The organism is Pseudomonas sp. AC172, assembly GCF_979258595.1.
The window spans coordinates 5,764,116-5,781,048 of record NZ_OZ409868.1; the positions used below are offsets into that span (position 1 = coordinate 5,764,116).

Annotated in this window: 12 protein-coding genes and 1 pseudogene; 11 read left to right on the forward strand and 2 right to left on the reverse strand. The window is 60.4% G+C overall.

Annotated elements, in window-relative coordinates:
- The first annotated feature begins 23 nt into the window (after positions 1 to 23).
- From ACZ0A4_RS26065 to ACZ0A4_RS26115, 11 genes are all read left to right on the forward strand, one after another.
- Complete coding sequence (locus ACZ0A4_RS26065; RefSeq protein ID WP_463576833.1) at positions 24 to 1,547, forward strand: HAL/PAL/TAL family ammonia-lyase; 1,524 nt, start codon at positions 24 to 26, stop codon at positions 1,545 to 1,547.
- A 116-nt stretch (positions 1,548 to 1,663) separates the two neighbouring features.
- Entirely contained in the window at positions 1,664 to 3,196 is a 1,533-nt protein-coding gene (hutH, locus tag ACZ0A4_RS26070) for a histidine ammonia-lyase (RefSeq protein WP_463576834.1), read from the forward strand.
- A 243-nt stretch (positions 3,197 to 3,439) separates the two neighbouring features.
- Entirely contained in the window at positions 3,440 to 4,645 is a 1,206-nt protein-coding gene (gene hutI / locus ACZ0A4_RS26075; protein ID WP_463576835.1) for an imidazolonepropionase, read from the forward strand.
- Between the two features lie 10 nt (positions 4,646 to 4,655).
- Complete coding sequence (gene hutG, locus ACZ0A4_RS26080) at positions 4,656 to 5,459, forward strand: N-formylglutamate deformylase (protein WP_463576836.1); 804 nt, start codon at positions 4,656 to 4,658, stop codon at positions 5,457 to 5,459.
- A gap of 256 nt (positions 5,460 to 5,715) precedes the next feature.
- Complete coding sequence (pip, locus tag ACZ0A4_RS26085) at positions 5,716 to 6,687, forward strand: prolyl aminopeptidase (RefSeq protein ID WP_008080611.1); 972 nt, start codon at positions 5,716 to 5,718, stop codon at positions 6,685 to 6,687.
- Positions 6,684 to 7,121 (forward strand): D-aminoacyl-tRNA deacylase, encoded by a 438-nt coding sequence (gene dtd, locus ACZ0A4_RS26090; RefSeq protein ID WP_463576837.1) that lies wholly within the window; start codon positions 6,684 to 6,686, stop codon positions 7,119 to 7,121. The genes pip and dtd overlap by 4 nt, the downstream gene beginning before the upstream one ends.
- A gap of 305 nt (positions 7,122 to 7,426) precedes the next feature.
- Positions 7,427 to 9,208, forward strand: a complete 1,782-nt coding sequence (locus ACZ0A4_RS26095; RefSeq protein ID WP_463576838.1) for a glucan biosynthesis protein G — start codon at positions 7,427 to 7,429, stop codon at positions 9,206 to 9,208.
- Positions 9,201 to 11,771 carry a glucans biosynthesis glucosyltransferase MdoH gene (mdoH, locus tag ACZ0A4_RS26100; protein WP_463576839.1) on the forward strand — a complete coding sequence of 857 codons (2,571 nt, stop codon included), beginning with the start codon at positions 9,201 to 9,203 and terminating at the stop codon, positions 11,769 to 11,771. Before ACZ0A4_RS26095 ends, mdoH begins: the two co-directional genes overlap by 8 nt.
- Positions 11,772 to 12,147: 376 nt before the next feature.
- Complete coding sequence (locus tag ACZ0A4_RS26105; protein ID WP_463576840.1) at positions 12,148 to 12,945, forward strand: transporter substrate-binding domain-containing protein; 798 nt, start codon at positions 12,148 to 12,150, stop codon at positions 12,943 to 12,945.
- A 129-nt stretch (positions 12,946 to 13,074) separates the two neighbouring features.
- Entirely contained in the window at positions 13,075 to 14,034 is a 960-nt protein-coding gene (locus ACZ0A4_RS26110) for an amino acid ABC transporter permease (protein WP_463576841.1), read from the forward strand.
- Positions 14,027 to 14,761, forward strand: coding sequence for an amino acid ABC transporter ATP-binding protein (locus ACZ0A4_RS26115; RefSeq protein ID WP_064388890.1), 735 nt, complete (start codon positions 14,027 to 14,029; stop codon positions 14,759 to 14,761). Before ACZ0A4_RS26110 ends, ACZ0A4_RS26115 begins: the two co-directional genes overlap by 8 nt.
- 155 nt (positions 14,762 to 14,916) lie before the next feature.
- On the opposite strand, the gene ACZ0A4_RS26120 is transcribed toward ACZ0A4_RS26115, so the two are convergent.
- Together ACZ0A4_RS26120 and ACZ0A4_RS26125 are read right to left on the reverse strand one after the other, a co-directional pair.
- Positions 14,917 to 15,789 carry a methyl-accepting chemotaxis protein gene (locus ACZ0A4_RS26120; RefSeq protein ID WP_371857741.1) on the reverse strand — a complete coding sequence of 291 codons (873 nt, stop codon included), beginning with the start codon at positions 15,787 to 15,789 and terminating at the stop codon, positions 14,917 to 14,919.
- Positions 15,772 to 16,833: pseudogene (locus ACZ0A4_RS26125) on the reverse strand (methyl-accepting chemotaxis protein); the annotation flags it as partial. The gene ACZ0A4_RS26120 and the pseudogene ACZ0A4_RS26125, both read right to left, overlap by 18 nt.
- Between the last annotated feature and the right edge of the window lie 100 nt (positions 16,834 to 16,933).

The window sequence follows — 16,933 nt, forward strand, 5'->3', positions numbered from 1 at the left end:
CAATATTACGGTTGAGGTTTTAGATGTCCCAGGCTGAAAAAATCGTTATCACCGGCGCCCCTCTGCGTTGGCAGGACGTGGTCGCCGTCGCTCGTCACGGCGCGCAACTCGAGCTGTCCAGCGACACCTGGGCGCGTATCGAAAACGCCCAAGGCATCGTTCAGCGCATCGTCGAAAGCGGCGAACGCGCCTATGGCGTCAACACTGGCCTGGGTGGTTTGTCCAACGTTTCGCTCAAAGACGAACAACTCAGCCAGCTCTCGCGCAACACGTTACTCAGCCATGCCTGCGGCGTCGGCCCGGTACTCGCCGACGAGCAGACCCGCGCGATTATCTGCGCGGCGATCCACAACTACAGCCACGGCAAATCCGGCATTCATCGCCGCGTCGTCGAAGGGCTGTTGGCGCTGCTCAATCGCGGCATCACCCCGCAAGTGCCGTCGCAAGGTTCGGTGGGTTATCTGACCCACATGGCGCACATCGGCATCGCGTTGCTCGGTGTCGGCAATGTCAGCTATCGCGGCCAGGTTATTTCCGCACAACAGGCGCTGGCCGAAGAAGGCCTGCAACCAGTGCAACCCGGTGCGAAGGACGGTTTGTGCCTGGTCAACGGCACGCCGTGCATGACCGGCCTCAGCTGTCTGGCGATTGCCGATGCGACGCGTCTGGTGCAGTGGGCCGACGTCATCGGCGCCATGAGCTTCGAAGCCCAGCGCGGCCAGATCGACGCCTTCGATGCCGAGATCATCGCGCTGAAACCGCACCCGGGCATGCAGCAGGTCGGCATCAATCTGCGTGCGTTGCTCGAAGGCAGCGAAGTGATCGCTTCGAGCAAAGGCATTCGCACTCAGGATGCGCTGAGCATTCGTTCGATCCCGCAGGTACACGGTGCGGCGCGCGATCAACTGGAACATGCGATCAAGCAGGTCGAGGCCGAACTCAATGGCTGCACCGACAACCCGCTGTTGCTCGGCACGCCGGACAACTTCCGCGTCATGTCGCAAGCCAACCCGCACGGTCAATCGGTGGCGATGGCGGCGGATTTGCTGGCGATTGCCATGGCCGAAATCGGCTCGATTGCCGAGCGTCGCCTCGACCGTTTGGTGAACCCGCACGTCAGCGGTCTGCCGGCGTTTCTGGTGGCCAATCCCGGGGTGAACTCGGGAATGATGATCGTCCAATACGTGGCCGCGTCGCTGTGTGCGGAAAACCGCCAATTGGCGCAACCGGCGGTGCTCGACAACTACATCACCTCGGGCCTGCAGGAAGACCACTTGAGCATGGGCACCAACGCCGCGCTGAAGCTGCATCGCGCGCTGGAAAACTGCACGCAGATCCTTGCCATCGAATACCTGCTGGCGGCGCAGGCGTTTGAATTCCTCAAGGAACAACGCTTCGGCGCGGGCACCGATATCGCTTGGCGACTGCTGCGCGAAAAAGTCCCGGCCTACGATCAGGATCGCTGGCTGGCGCCGGATATCGCTGCCGCTGCGAGCGTGTTGAAAGCCCCGAATCTGCTGGGCAACGTTTTACCGAATTTGCACTGAAAAATACCCACGCCAGCGTGCCAAGGCGCGACTCCCCAAAAGGCGAGACGCGACGGACAACGGACATCTCCGGAGCGTCTGGCGAGTTAATAACAAACTCTCAAAAGGAGCACAAAATGACTGCGCTGAACCTGATTCCCGGCCAACTGAGCCTGGCCCAACTGCGTGACGTCTACCTCAACCCGGTCAAGCTGACGCTCGACAACAGCGCATCGCAGCAGATCGAAGCCAGCGTCGCCTGTGTCGAGCAGATCCTCGCCGAGAACCGCACCGCTTACGGCATCAACACCGGTTTCGGCCTGCTGGCCTCGACGCGCATTGCCAGCGAAGATCTGGAAAACCTGCAGCGCTCGCTGGTGCTGTCCCACGCTGCCGGTGTCGGCCAGCCGATCAGCGATGAGCTGGTACGACTGATCATGGTGCTCAAGGTCAATAGCCTCAGCCGTGGTTTCTCCGGCATCCGCCGCGTGGTGATCGATGCGCTGATCGCGCTGATCAACGCCGAGGTTTACCCGCATATTCCGCTGAAGGGTTCGGTCGGCGCTTCGGGTGATCTGGCACCGCTGGCGCATATGTCGCTGGTGCTGCTGGGCGAGGGCAAGGCGCGCTACAAGGGCGAGTGGATGGAAGCCGTTGAAGCGCTGAAAGTCGCCGGCCTGACGCCGCTGACTTTAGCGGCTAAAGAAGGTCTAGCGCTGCTCAACGGGACTCAGGTTTCCACCGCGTTCGCTCTTCGTGGTCTGTTTGAAGGTGAAGACCTGTTTGCCGGTGCTTTGGCGCTGGGCGGTCTGACGGTTGAAGCGGTATTGGGTTCGCGCTCGCCATTCGACGCACGTATTCACGCCGCGCGTGGCCAGAAAGGTCAGATCGACGCGGCTGCCGCTTACCGCGATCTGCTCGGTGAACGCAGTGAAGTCTCCGACTCGCACCAGAACTGCGAGAAGGTTCAGGATCCTTACTCGCTGCGTTGCCAGCCGCAAGTCATGGGCGCTTGTCTGACCCAGTTCCGTCAGGCTGCTGAAGTATTGGCCATCGAAGCCAACGCCGTTTCCGATAATCCGTTGGTATTTGCCGCTGAAGGCGACGTGATTTCCGGCGGTAACTTCCACGCTGAACCAGTGGCCATGGCCGCTGACAACATGGCGCTGGCCATCGCCGAAATCGGCTCGCTGAGCGAGCGCCGTATCTCGCTGATGATGGACAAGCACATGTCGCAACTGCCGCCGTTTCTGGTGGCCAATGGCGGCGTGAATTCCGGTTTCATGATCGCTCAGGTGACCGCTGCGGCACTGGCCAGTGAGAACAAGGCGTTGTCCCATCCGCATTCGGTGGACAGTCTGCCGACCTCGGCCAACCAGGAAGACCACGTGTCGATGGCGCCGGCGGCTGGCAAGCGTTTGTGGGAAATGGCTGAAAACACTCGCGGGATTCTTGCGGTGGAATGGCTGGCGGCGGTGCAGGGGCTGGATCTGCGCAATGGTCTGAAGACCTCGGCGAAGCTGGAACAGGCGCGGGCGATTTTGCGTAAGGAAGTGCCGTTCTATGAGAAGGACCGTTTCTTTGCGCCAGACATTAACGCGGCGACTGAACTGTTGGCTTCGCGGTGTTTGACTGAGCTGGTTTCGGCGAAGCTTTTGCCTAGTTTGTAAGTGGGCTTTCAGGGGGGGCGTAGTTGCTGAAATCGATCCCCCTCACCCCAGCCCTCTCCCCCAAGGGGGAGAGGGGGAAGGGAGCAGATCTTCAGGGTTTTCAGAATTTGATTTCGGCTCAGGAATTTCAGGTCGATGTATTTCGACAGAACAACCCGGTCAGTCCCCTCTCCATCTGGGAGAGGGCTAGGGTGAGGGGCTACTCAGGGCCACCCACCAAACCAGCCCCAACGGAGGCCAACAGTGAAAACCCTCTGGCAACACTGCCACGTCGCAACCATGGCGCAAGGCGTCTACTCGATAATCGAGGACGCGGCCATCGTGACGTCCGGTGCGCTCATCGAGTGGATCGGCCCGCGCAATCAGTTACCGTCCGGCGAATACCCGGCGGTCAATGATCTGCAAGGCGCGTGGGTCACCCCCGGCTTGATCGACTGCCACACCCACACCGTGTTCGGCGGCAACCGCAGTGGCGAGTTTGAAAAGCGCCTGCAGGGCGTCAGCTATGCGGAAATCGCAGCGTCCGGCGGCGGCATTGCCAGCACCGTGCGCGCGACTCGCGAAGCAAGCGAAGAAGAGCTGTTCGCCAGCGCCGCCAAACGTCTGAAAAGCCTGATGCGCGACGGCGTGACCACGGTTGAAATGAAGTCCGGTTACGGCCTCGATCTGGCTAACGAACGCAAAATCCTCCGGGTCATTCGTCGCCTGTCCAAAGAGCTGCCGATCAGTGTGCGTAGCACCTGTCTGGCCGCTCACGCGTTGCCCCCGGAGTACAAGGATCGCGCCGACGATTACATCGATCTGGTCTGCAACGGAATGCTCCCCGCGCTGGCTGCCGAAGGGCTGGTCGACGCCGTGGACGCGTTCTGCGAATACCTGGCGTTCTCCCCTGAGCAAGTCGAACGCGTGTTCATCGCCGCACAAAAACTCGGCCTGCCAGTGAAGCTGCACGCCGAACAACTGTCGTCGCTGCACGGCTCCAGCCTTGCGGCGCGCTACAAGGCGCTGTCTGCGGATCACCTGGAATTCATGGACGAAGCCGACGCCATCGCCATGGCCGCAGCTGACACCGTCGCGGTGCTGCTGCCGGGCGCGTTCTATTTCCTGCGTGAAACCCAGTTGCCACCGATGGACGCCCTGCGCAAGCACAAGGTGAAAATCGCCATCGCCAGCGACCTCAACCCCGGCACCTCGCCGGCGCTGTCGTTGCGCCTGATGCTGAACATGGCCTGCACCTGCTTTCGCATGACCCCGGAAGAAGCCCTGGCCGGCGCGACGATTCATGCCGCGCAAGCACTGGGCATGGCTGACACCCACGGTTCGCTGGAAGTCGGCAAGGTCGCAGATTTCGTTGCCTGGCACATCGATCGTCCGGCGGACCTGGCCTATTGGCTCGGTGGTGATCTGGACAAACGCGTCGTGCGTCACGGCGTCGAATCAAATCTGTAGGAGAGCAGATGTGGATAAGGTTCTGAACTTCAAACAAGGCCGCGTGCCGTTGCTGATCAGCATGCCGCATGCCGGGGTGCGGTTAACGTCTGCGGTGGAAGCCGGGTTGATCCCGGACGCGAAAAGCCTGCCGGACACCGACTGGCACATTCCGCAGCTGTACGACTTCGCCGAAGAACTGGGCGCGAGCACGTTGGCGGCTGAGTACTCTCGGTTCGTCATCGATTTGAATCGTCCGTCCGACGACAAGCCGCTGTACGCCGGGGCGACCACCGGGCTGTATCCGGCGACGCTGTTCGATGGCATTCCGTTGTTCCGCGAAGGGCACGAGCCGTCTAAGGAAGAACGCGCGACGTATCTGGAGCAAATCTGGACGCCGTATCACCGCACTCTGCAAGAAGAGTTGGCGCGATTGAAGGCCGAGTTCGGTTACGCGCTGCTGTTCGATGCGCACTCGATCCGTTCGATCATCCCGCATCTGTTTGACGGCAAACTGCCGGACTTCAACCTCGGCACCTTCAACGGCGCCAGTTGCGATCCAAAACTGGCCGCGCAACTGGAAGCGATCTGCGCGCGCCACGACGATTACAGCCACGTGCTCAACGGCCGCTTCAAGGGCGGCCACATCACCCGCCAATACGGCAACCCGGCCGAGAACATCCACGCGGTGCAACTGGAGTTGTGCCAGAGCACCTACATGGAAGAGTTCGAACCGTTCCGCTACCGCGCGGATCTGGCCGAACCGACGCGGGTGGTGCTCAAGGAATTGCTGCAAGGCTATCTGGCTTGGGGCCAAGAACACTACAGCGAGTAATCACGCGGTTCCCTGTGGGAGCGAGCTTGCTCGCGAAGGCGTAGGGTCATTCGACATCTGAGTTGAATGACGCACCGCTTTCGCGAGCAAGCTCGCTCCCACAGGTTTGTTGCTAGGCCAGACAGCTTTGGTTTATGGCTGACAAGCGGTAACAGCGGACAGGCATGCTCATTGACGTAAATCGGGTTTATGATGCCCAACGGCAGAATAATAGAAGTCCCCCCAGGGATGACCTCGACCCCTCACGGAGCGCGCAATGCAGACTTTGTTTCCGCAGATCAAACCTCACGCCCGGCACGATCTGGCTGTCGATGACACCCATACGCTGTACGTCGACGAAAGCGGTTCACCGGAGGGTTTGCCGGTTGTGTTCATTCACGGCGGCCCCGGCGCCGGCTGCGACGCGCAAAGTCGCCGCTATTTCGATCCGAACCTGTATCGCATTGTCACATTCGACCAGCGTGGCTGCGGGCGTTCCACGCCGCACGCTAGCCTGGAAAACAACACCACCTGGGATTTGGTCGCCGACCTTGAGCGCATCCGCAAACACCTGGGCATCGATAAATGGGTGCTGTTCGGCGGTTCGTGGGGTTCGACCCTGGCGCTGGCTTATGCGCAAACCCACCCTGAGCGCGTTCACGGTCTGATCCTGCGTGGGATCTTTCTCTGCCGTCCGCAGGAAATCGAGTGGTTCTATCAGGCCGGCGCCAGCCGTCTGTTCCCCGATTACTGGCAGGACTACATTGCACCGATTCCGCTGGACGAGCGCGATGACTTGCTCAGCGCTTTCCATAAACGCTTGACCGGCAACGACCAGATCGCCCAGATGCACGCGGCCAAAGCCTGGTCGACCTGGGAAGGGCGCACCGCAACGCTGCGGCCGAACCCGCTGGTGGTCGATCGCTTCTCCGAGCCGCAGCGCGCGCTGTCGATTGCGCGGATCGAATGCCACTACTTCACCAACAACGCCTTCCTTGAGCCGAACCAGCTGATTCGCGACATGGGCAAGATCGCCCATCTGCCGGGCGTGATCATTCACGGCCGTTATGACGTGATCTGCCCGCTCGACAATGCTTGGGAGTTGCATCAAGCCTGGCCGAACAGCGAATTGCAGGTAATCCGCGATGCCGGCCACGCCGCGTCCGAACCGGGTATCACCGATGCACTGGTGCGTGCGGCGGGCAACATGGCTCGGCGCCTGCTCGACCTGCCGCCCGAAGAAGCATGAAGGGGCTTTTACAGCGCGTACGCGGTGCGCGTGTCGAAGTCGCGGGTGAGGTAGTCGGGGCGGTGGATCAAGGTTTGTTGGTGCTGGTGGCGGTAGAACCCGACGACACGCGTGTCAGCGCCGACAAACTTCTGCATAAGCTGCTTAACTATCGGGTATTCAGTGACGCGGAGGGCAAGATGAACTTGTCCCTCGCCGATGTCGGCGGTGGGTTGCTGCTGGTCTCTCAGTTCACCCTCGCGGCCGACACCAAAAGCGGGTTGCGCCCGAGCTTTTCGACGGCCGCGCCTCCGGCCTTGGGCGAGGAATTGTTCGACTATCTATTAAGCAGTGCGAAACAGGTGCATGGCACTGTGGCATCAGGTAGATTCGGCGCCGATATGCAGGTGCATTTGGTCAACGATGGCCCGGTTACCTTTTTGTTACAGACCTGAAAGCGCTTGAAACACCTTTTTGGGAAATTTCGACTGTTTTTAAGGTGTTTTCGCGATAAATACTTTGTTACCCCTGATGCGTTGTCATGCGGGCTACTAGATAATCGCGCGCACTGGGATCAGCGTTCGCTGGTTCATTTTTGACTTAGGTAGAGACTTGTCTGGATCCGATTGGGGAATCATTTTGCCCCTGCGGAGTCGGAACAATGCTCGCCAACCTGGCATATAGATAGCTAGCCGTTGGTTTATTGATCTGTTTTCGGCGAGGGTTGCTCGTGATTGTTAGTCCCTGTAATGCAGCAAAAATGTCTGCCAAACGCATGCGAAGTGCCCTGGTAGCGGGTTCGGCGCTCCTGTGCCTGCTCAGCGCCGGTCAGCTTTGGGCGTTCAATCTTGACGATGTATCGGCCAAGGCGAAAGAGCTGGCCGGGCAGAAATTTGAAGCCCCACGCAGCAACCTGCCGAACGAATTTCGCGACATGAAGTTCGCGGATTATCAGAAAATCCGCTTCCTCACCGAAAAGGCTGAGTGGGCTGATCAGAAGACCCCGTTCAAACTGTCTTTCTATCACCAGGGTATGCACTTCGATACACCGGTGAAAATCAACGAAATCACGGCGAACACCGTCGAAGAGATCAAATACGATCCGACGCGCTTCGATTTCGGTGACCTGAAATTTGATCCGAAAGCCACCGAACAACTGGGTTATGCCGGTTTCCGTGTGCTGTACCCGATCAACAAGGCCGACAAGCAAGACGAAATCATGACCATGCTCGGCGCGAGTTACTTCCGCGTTGTCGGCAAGGGCCACACCTACGGCCTCTCGGCGCGTGGTCTGGCGATTGATACCGCGCTACCGTCGGGTGAGGAATTCCCGCGTTTCCGCGAGTTCTGGATTCAACAGCCGAAGCCGGGCGACAAGCACTTGGTGATCTTCGCCTTGCTGGATTCGCCGCGCGCCACCGGTGCCTACCGTCTGATCCTGCGTCCGGGCAGCGACACCATTGTCGACGTCAAAGCGCAGATGTTCCTGCGTGACAAGGTCGGCAAACTGGGCATCGCACCGCTGACCAGCATGTTCCTGTTCGGCGCCAACCAGCCGTCGAAAGTGCTCAACTACCGTCGTGAACTGCACGACTCCAGCGGTCTGTCGATCCATGCCGGTAACGGCGAGTGGATCTGGCGCCCACTGAACAACCCGAAACACCTGGCCGTGAGCAACTTCAGCATCGAGAACCCGCGTGGTTTCGGTCTGCTGCAACGTGGTCGCGACTTCAGCCACTACGAAGACCTCGACGACCGTTACGACAAGCGTCCAAGTGCCTGGATCGAGCCGAAGGGCGAGTGGGGCAAAGGCACGGTTGATCTGGTAGAAATTCCGACTGCCGACGAAACCAACGACAACATCGTTGCGTTCTGGAGCCCGGAAAAAATGCCGGAGCCGGGCCAGCCGCTGGACTTCGCTTACCGCATGCACTGGACCATGGACGAAGCGGCGATTCACGCGCCGGACAGCGCCTGGGTTTCGCAGACTCTGCGTTCGACCGGTGACGTCAAGCAATCGAACCTGATCCGTCAGCCGGACGGCAGCGTTGCCTACCTCGTCGATTTCGAAGGTCCATCGCTGGCCGCTCTGACGCCGGATGCCGACGTTCGCAGTCAGGTCAGCGTCGGCGACAACGCCGAGCTGGTTGAAAACAGCGTGCGCTACAACCCGGAAACCAAGGGCTGGCGCTTGACCCTGCGGATGAAAATCAAGGACGCGGGCAAGTCGACCGAAATGCGTGCTGCCCTGGTTCAGCCAGTCGTGACCGCTGATCTGGCGAAGTCGGTGCCGGCGTCCAACTCGTCCGTCGCCAAGGCCGACAAGGTTGCCGCCAAGCAACAAGAGAAACTCGACAAGGAAGCCAAGGCAGCCGAGGCCAAACAGGCCGACGCCAAGCCAGCAGCAGATGCCAAGGACAAGGCCAACAAAGACGCCAAGCAGCCAGTTGCTGCCGACGCGGCCCCAGCCACACCGGAATCGGCACCGACTGAAGAAGTCCTGACCGAGACCTGGAGCTATCAGTTGCCTGCCGATGAGTAACTCTCAAGTACAGCCAGAGACTCTCTCCGAGTATCTGGCGCATCTGCCGATGACCGACGAGCAGCGCGCGGAACTCGCGGGCTGCCAGTCGTTCAGCGAGCTGCATCAACGCCTGTCATCTTCAACGTTTGACGCGCCTGCCGAGGCCGCCCAGGCTTCGGTCGGCAAGCGCCTGGTTCTGAGCACTGCCGAACAGCTGGAAGAAGCGGAGATGCTGGTGCTCGACGCCAGCGGTCGCGTCAGCCTGAAGGCAACGCCGCCGATCCGCCGCACCAAGGTTGTACCGGAGCCATGGCGCACCAATATTCTGGTGCGTGGCTGGCGCCGTATGACCGGTCGCACCAACCCGCCGCAGCCACCGAAGGATGAAAACGTCCTGCCGGCCGCGCGCTGGCGCACCGTCGGTTCGATCCGCCGCTACATTCTGTTGCTGCTGATGCTCGGCCAGACCATCGTCGCCGGCTGGTACATGAAAGGCATCATGCCGTACCAGGGCTGGTCGTTCGTCGACCTTGATGAAGTTCTGCACCAGCCGCTGCTGCAAACCGCCACGCAAGTGCTGCCGTATGCGCTGCAAACCAGCATTCTGATTCTGTTCGGGATTCTGTTCTGCTGGGTATCGGCTGGTTTCTGGACGGCACTGATGGGCTTCCTCGAGTTGCTCACCGGTCACGATAAATACCGTATCTCCGGCAAAAGCGCCGGCAATGAGCCGATTGCCAAAGACGCGCGTACCGCGTTGGTGATGCCGATCTGCAACGAAGACGTACCGCGGGTATTCGCCGGTCTGCGCGCAACGTTCGAATCGGTCGCTGCCACCGGTGATCTGGACCGCTTCGACTTCTTCGTTCTCAGCGACAGTAACGACACCGATATCTGTGTCGCCGAGCAACAGGCCTGGCTGGACGTCTGCCGTGAAGCCAAGGGCTTCGGCAAGATTTTCTACCGCCGCCGTCGCCGTCGTGTGAAGCGCAAGAGCGGCAACCTCGACGACTTCTGCCGTCGTTGGGGCGGTGACTACAAGTACATGGTTGTGCTCGACGCTGACTCGGTAATGAGCGGCGAGTGCCTGACCAGCCTGGTGCGCTTGATGGAAGCCACGCCGGACGCCGGGATCATCCAGACCGCGCCGCGTGCGTCGGGCATGGACACCCTGTATGCACGCATGCAGCAGTTTGCGACCCGTGTTTACGGCCCGCTGTTTACTGCCGGTCTGCACTTCTGGCAGTTGGGTGAATCCCACTACTGGGGTCACAACGCAATCATCCGCATGAAGCCGTTTATCGACCACTGCGCCCTGGCGCCGTTGCCGGGTAAAGGCGCGTTCTCCGGTGCGATTCTGTCTCACGACTTCGTTGAGGCCGCGCTCATGCGCCGTGCCGGTTGGGGCGTATGGATCGCCTACGACTTGCCGGGCAGCTACGAAGAACTGCCGCCGAACCTGCTCGACGAACTCAAGCGTGACCGTCGCTGGTGCCACGGCAACCTGATGAACTTCCGCCTGTTCCTGGTCAAAGGCATGCACCCGGTGCACCGTGCGGTGTTCCTCACCGGCGTGATGTCGTACCTGTCGGCGCCGTTGTGGTTCTTCTTCCTGGTGTTGTCGACCGCGCTGCTGGCGGTGAACACGCTGATGGAGCCGCAGTACTTCCTCGAACCGCGCCAGCTCTATCCGCTGTGGCCACAATGGCACCCGGACAAGGCGATCGCGCTGTTCTCGACGACCATCGTGCTGCTGTTCCTCCCGAAACTGTTGAGCATCATCCTGATCTGGGCCAAGGGCGCGAAAGAGTTCGGCGGCAAGTTCAAGGTGACCCTGTCGATGCTGCTGGAGATGCTGTTCTCCATGCTGCTGGCGCCGGTGCGGATGATTTTCCACACCCGGTTCGTCCTCGCCGCGTTCCTCGGCTGGGCAGCGACCTGGAACTCGCCGCAACGTGACGACGACTCGACGCCTTGGAGTGAGGCGGTCAAGCGCCACGGCCCGCAGACCCTGCTGGGCTTCTGCTGGGCGCTATTGGTGATCTGGCTGAACCCGAGCTTCCTCTGGTGGCTGGTGCCGATCGTCGGTTCGCTGATGCTGTCGATCCCGGTCTCGGTGATCTCCAGCCGTGTTGGTCTGGGCCTGAAGTCCCGTGACGAGAGCCTGTTCCTCATCCCTGAGGAATACAATCCGCCACAGGCGCTGCTGGCGACTGATCAGTACACCCACGAAAATCGTTATCACGCCCTCAACGACGGCTTTGTCCGCGCGGTGGTCGATCCACAGCAGAACGCTTTGGCGTGCTCGCTGGCGACCTCGCGTCACGGTCAGGCCGAGCCGATTGAATGGCTGCGTCAGGAGCGTGTGCGTCACGCGATCAAGGTTGGCCCCGCCGGGCTGAATAACCATGATCGTCTGCAACTGCTGAGCGACCCTGTGGCGCTGGCGCGTCTGCATGAGCAGGTCTGGGCGGAAGGTCATGCCGAGTGGCTGGATGCGTGGCGCGCTTCGGTGAAAGCCGATCCGCATGCGCCGTTGTTGCCGCTGCGACCGCTGAGTATGCAGGCGCAACCGGCCTGATGAAGAAACCCCGCGATGTTGCGGGGTTTTTTTTGGCCTGCTGAAAAGGCCCTCACCCTAACCCTCTCCCAGAGGGAGAGGGGACTGACCGGGGGATGCTTCAGAGTTACGCCGACCTGATCCTGCTTTGCCGAATCCATAATCGACTCGATCTTTCAGGTCGGCGTATAGCTTGAGACAACCCGGTCGGCCCCCTCTCCCGGAGGGAGAGGGCCGGGGTGAGGGACAGCCCTTGATTGTTAAACAAATCGTCCATTAAGCCTTGTGCAAAAAAACGAGTGCGTTAGCATCCGTCCCCGAATTGGCGCACCCGGGCTTTTTTGCCCGTCACTGTTGGTTTTCGCGCCGCACACGCAATGGTTTTGGGGACTTGAAGATGAAGAAGTATCTGTCGATGCTGCTGGTCGGCGTCACGGCACTGGTTGCAGTCAATGCGGCTCAGGCTGGCGCAATCGATGACGCGGTCAAGCGCGGCACGTTGAAAGTCGGTATGGATCCGACCTACATGCCGTTCGAAATGACCAACAAGCGCGGCGAAATCATCGGCTTCGAAGTCGACATCCTCAAAGCCATGTCCAAGGCCATGGGCGTCAAGCTGGAACTGGTTTCCACCGGTTACGACGGCATCATCCCGGCGCTGATGACCGACAAGTTCGACATGATCGGCAGCGGCATGACCCTGACTCAGGAGCGCAACCTTCGCCTGAACTTCAGCGAACCGTTCATCGTCGTCGGCCAGACCCTGCTGATCCGCAAAGAGCTTGAAGGCACCATCAAATCGTATAAAGACCTGAACACCGCCGACTACCGCATCACCTCCAAGCTCGGCACCACTGGTGAAATGGTTACCAAGAAACTGATTTCCAAAGCCAAGTACCACGGCTACGACAACGAGCAGGAAGCGGTGCTCGACGTGGTCAACGGCAAGGCTGATGCCTTCATCTACGATGCGCCGTACAACGTTGTCGCGGTGACCAAGGTCGGCGCCGGCAAACTGGTGTTTCTCGACAAGCCGTTCACCTACGAGCCTTTGGCGTTTGGTCTGAAGAAGGGCGATTACGACAGCCTCAACTTCATCAACAACTTCCTGCACCAGATCCACGAAGACGGCACCTACGATCGCATCCATGACAAGTGGTTCAAGAGCACCGAGTGGCTCAAGGACATGGAATAAGCCCGGTCAGATAGACCGAGTCGCCTCATTCGCGAGCAAGCTCGCTCCCACATTGGAATGCGTTCCTCTGTGGGAGCGAGCTTGCTCGCGAAGGGGCCATCCAGAGCAACACAAAATCCGGAACCTGCAATGAAACAGAAAAAAGCCCAATGGCCCTGGCACGTCCTCACCGTGCTGGTGCTGGTCGGCCTGGCGGGCGCGTTGTATTACGCGACGTCGCTGATGTCTTACGAATGGCGCTGGAACCGTGTGCCGCAGTACTTCGCCTATCAGGCGGAAGAAACCCAGCGTGCCACCGACATCTCCACCGTCACCGAACTTGTGCGCAAGGGCAACAGCGCGCAAGTCACCTTGCGCAACGAAGCCGGTGACGAACAGCACCTGACGGTCGACGAGAACAGCCTGCAATTCGCTCAGGGCGACGATGTGGCTGAAGGCGACGTCGTGGGTGTCACTCGCCATTGGGCGGCAGGGCCGCTGTTGTGGGGGCTGTGGACCACGCTTTGGCTGTCAGTTGTTTCCGGTGTCCTGGGTTTGCTGATCGGTCTGGTCACAGGCCTGTGCCGGCTATCGAACAACCCGACCCTGCGCGACCTCTCGACCATTTACGTCGAACTGGTACGCGGCACGCCGCTGCTGGTACAGATCTTCATTTTCTACTTCTTCATCGGCACGGTGATGAACCTGTCCCGCGAATTCGCCGGGATCGCCGCACTGTCGCTATTCACTGGCGCTTACGTGGCCGAGATTATCCGCTCCGGCGTGCAATCGATCGCCCGTGGCCAGAACGAAGCGGCGCGTTCGCTCGGTCTGAGTGCCGGCCAGTCGATGCGCCACGTGGTGCTGCCGCAAGCGCTGAAGCGCGTGCTGCCGCCGCTGGCCGGGCAGTTCATCAGTCTGGTCAAGGACACCTCGCTGGTGTCGGTGATCGCCATCACCGAGCTACTGAAAAGCGGCCGTGAGGTGATCACCACCTCGTTCTCGCCGTTCGAGATTCTGTTCTGCGTCGCCGGCCTGTACCTGTTGATCAACCTGCCGCTGTCGAAAATCGCCAGCCGGCTTGAGCGGAGGCTCGCGCAAAGTGATTGAAGTCCGCGATCTGGTAAAAGTCTTCGACACCCGTGGGCAAGTAGTGCGCGCGGTGGATAACGTCAGCACCACGGTAGCCAAGGGCGAAGTGCTGGTGGTGATCGGCCCGTCCGGCTCCGGCAAGTCGACCTTCCTGCGCTGCCTCAATGGCCTGGAAGAGTTCGATTCCGGCTCGGTGAGCATCGACGGCCTGCAACTGGCTGATCCGAAAACCGACGTCAACGCCTACCGCCGCGAAGTCGGCATGGTCTTTCAGCATTTCAATCTGTTCCCGCACATGACCGTGCTGGAAAACCTCTGTCTGGCGCAGAAAGTCGTGCGCAAGCGCGGCAAGAAAGAGCGCGAAGCCAAGGCGATGGAATTGCTGAAAAAGGTCGGTATCGCGCAGAAGGCCAACGAGTTTCCGTCACGCCTGTCCGGCGGTCAGCAGCAGCGCGTGGCGATTGCCCGGGCGCTGGCGATGGAGCCGAAGGTCATGTTGTTCGATGAGCCAACCTCGGCGCTTGACCCTGAGATGGTCGGTGAGGTGTTGGACGTGATGAAAAACCTGGCCGTGGAAGGCATGACCATGGTCTGCGTGACCCACGAGATGGGCTTTGCCCGGGAAGTGGCGGATCGGGTGTTGTTCTTCGATCACGGCAAACTGCTGGAAGATGCGGCGCCGGCAGAATTTTTCGATGCGCCGAAAGACCCGCGCGCTCAGGCATTCCTGCGCCAGGTTCTGTAACTGCGGCGTACTCTCGGACGCCATCGCTGGCAAGCCAGCTCCCACAGGGTTTGTAGTCGATCACAAAGTTTGTGTTCAGCTAATTCACTGTGGGAGCTGGCTTGCCAGCGATAGCATCACCCCGGTCCCAAGCGAACCGAGGTGGATGAATCACCTCAAACCTTGAACCGACCCACCAGCATCTGCAGATGCGTCCCCAGCCGCGCCAGCTCAACGCTGGACGCCGCAGTCTCTTCACTCGCCGCCGATGTCTGATCCGACACATCCCGCACATTCAGCACGCTACGGTTGATCTCTTCCGCCACCGCGCTCTGCTGCTCGGCCGCTGCCGCAATCTGCTGGTTCATCGCCTGGATCGCCGACACGGTGCGGGTGATGCTTTCCAGCGAGCCGCCAGCACGACGGGTCAGCTCGACGCTGCTGTCAGTCAGGGTGCGGCTGTTGTCCATGATCGTCGCGACTTGCTGGGTGCCGTTCTGCAGGCCGACGATCAGCTCTTCGATCTCTTCGGTGGACTTCTGCGTGCGCTGGGCGAGGCTGCGCACTTCATCGGCAACCACGGCAAAGCCACGTCCCGCTTCACCGGCACGCGCCGCCTCGATGGCTGCGTTGAGCGCCAGCAGGTTGGTTTGCTGGGCCACGGATTTAATCACGTCGAGGACGCTGCCGATCTTGTCGCTTTCGCGCTTCAGTTCGCCCATGGCCTCGGTGGAATGACCGACTTCAACGGCCAGACGCTCGATTTGCGCGATCGCTTCGCCCACTACTTTGTCGCCTTCGCGGGCCTGTTGGTCAGCGGCAACGGCAGCTTCGGAAGCTTCTTCGGCGTTACGCGCGACTTCCTGCACGGTGGCGGCCATTTCGTTCATGGCGGTGGCGACCTGATCGGTCTCGATTTTCTGATTGTTGACCCCGGCACTGGTCTGCTCGGTCACCGCCGACAGTTCTTCGGCAGCGCTGGCGATCTGGGTGACGCCATCGCTGATCCCTCCAACCAGTTCGCGCAGACCCTGAGTCATGCTTTGCATCGAGCGTTGCAGTTGGCCCAATTCGTCACGACGCAGGGACACCAGATTGTGGGTCAGGTCACCGGCAGCGACGCGCTCGGCAACGTTCAAGGTCTGGTTCAGCGGGATGATGATCTGGCGAGTGATTGCCCAGGCGGCCAGCAAGCCGAACGCGACGGCCAGCAAGGTGGCGATGATCAGCATGTTCTTGGCGTGAGCGGCATCGGTGTCGCGCACCACGGTCTGCGATTCAGTGAGTTTCTTGCTGACGTCGATGAGGATGTCACCCTGAGTCGACATGCGCGCAGCGGCCTTGGCGTTGTTGACCTGCGAGTCGCGGAACTGTGCAACTGCCGCGCGATAGGCTTTGATCGAGTCGGTGGCCTGTTGCAGGTTGGCGATGTGCTGTTCCGGCAGTTTTGCCGGCAGGCTGTCGAGGTTTTTCAGGGCGTTGTCGATGGCGTCCAGCGCCGGTTGCTCAGCTTCGGCCTTACCGCTGTAGGTGTAGCCGCGCACTTGGTAGCGTGCTTGCTGCAGCAGTTTGCTCAACTCGATCACGCTGTTGAATTGCGCGACGCTGTCACCCGCCAGCATGGATTTTTCCACTTCTGCGACTTTCGCCACGGCATTGTCGGCACTGGCGCCGAGCTTGCTGCGGGCGTCTTCGCGCTGCACGGTGGCTTGGGTCATGTCGGCAAAAGCGCGTTTGTATTCGGCAACGGCGGCCAGTTGTTGATCGACCATCGCCGCGTCGGACGGCTGTTCAATCAGGCTGCGCGCGGTTTGCAGGCCGCTGTCGAGTTTGTTGAGCAAATCGGTGACCGCGCCCGGGCCTTGTTCGCCACGGCGTGCTTCATAGTCCAGACGCGCGAGGCGCAGGTCCTTGGTCAGCTCATTGAGGCTGGAGATAAAACCGAGCTTGTCACCACGGCTGATAATGCCGCTCATGCCGGTCCAGCCGGTGAAGGTGATCAACAGTGTCAGCAACAGCACCAGGCCGAAACCGATTCCCAGCTTGCGTTTGACGCTGACGTTTCCAAGATTCTCGGCTAACCAACGGTACATGCGACGACTCCCCGACCACTAATTGGACTTATGGGGAGGGTATCGGCCGAATGATGGCAATCTGTAACACCATTTATCCGCCGGACCCGCACGGTATCAA

Excerpts from the sequence above, each read along its gene's own strand:
- ACZ0A4_RS26065 (WP_463576833.1), top strand. The coding sequence starts at position 24 with ATGTCCCAGGCTGAAAAAATCGTTATCACCGGCGCCCCTCTGCGTTGG.
- hutH (WP_463576834.1), top strand. The coding sequence starts at position 1,664 with ATGACTGCGCTGAACCTGATTCCCGGCCAACTGAGCCTGGCCCAACTG.
- pip (WP_008080611.1), top strand. The coding sequence starts at position 5,716 with ATGCAGACTTTGTTTCCGCAGATCAAACCTCACGCCCGGCACGATCTG.
- dtd (WP_463576837.1), top strand. The coding sequence starts at position 6,684 with ATGAAGGGGCTTTTACAGCGCGTACGCGGTGCGCGTGTCGAAGTCGCG.
- ACZ0A4_RS26095 (WP_463576838.1), top strand. The coding sequence starts at position 7,427 with ATGTCTGCCAAACGCATGCGAAGTGCCCTGGTAGCGGGTTCGGCGCTC.
- mdoH (WP_463576839.1), top strand. The coding sequence starts at position 9,201 with ATGAGTAACTCTCAAGTACAGCCAGAGACTCTCTCCGAGTATCTGGCG.
- ACZ0A4_RS26105 (WP_463576840.1), top strand. The coding sequence starts at position 12,148 with ATGAAGAAGTATCTGTCGATGCTGCTGGTCGGCGTCACGGCACTGGTT.
- ACZ0A4_RS26110 (WP_463576841.1), top strand. The coding sequence starts at position 13,075 with ATGAAACAGAAAAAAGCCCAATGGCCCTGGCACGTCCTCACCGTGCTG.
- ACZ0A4_RS26120 (WP_371857741.1), bottom strand. The coding sequence starts at position 15,789 with ATGCAAAGCATGACTCAGGGTCTGCGCGAACTGGTTGGAGGGATCAGC.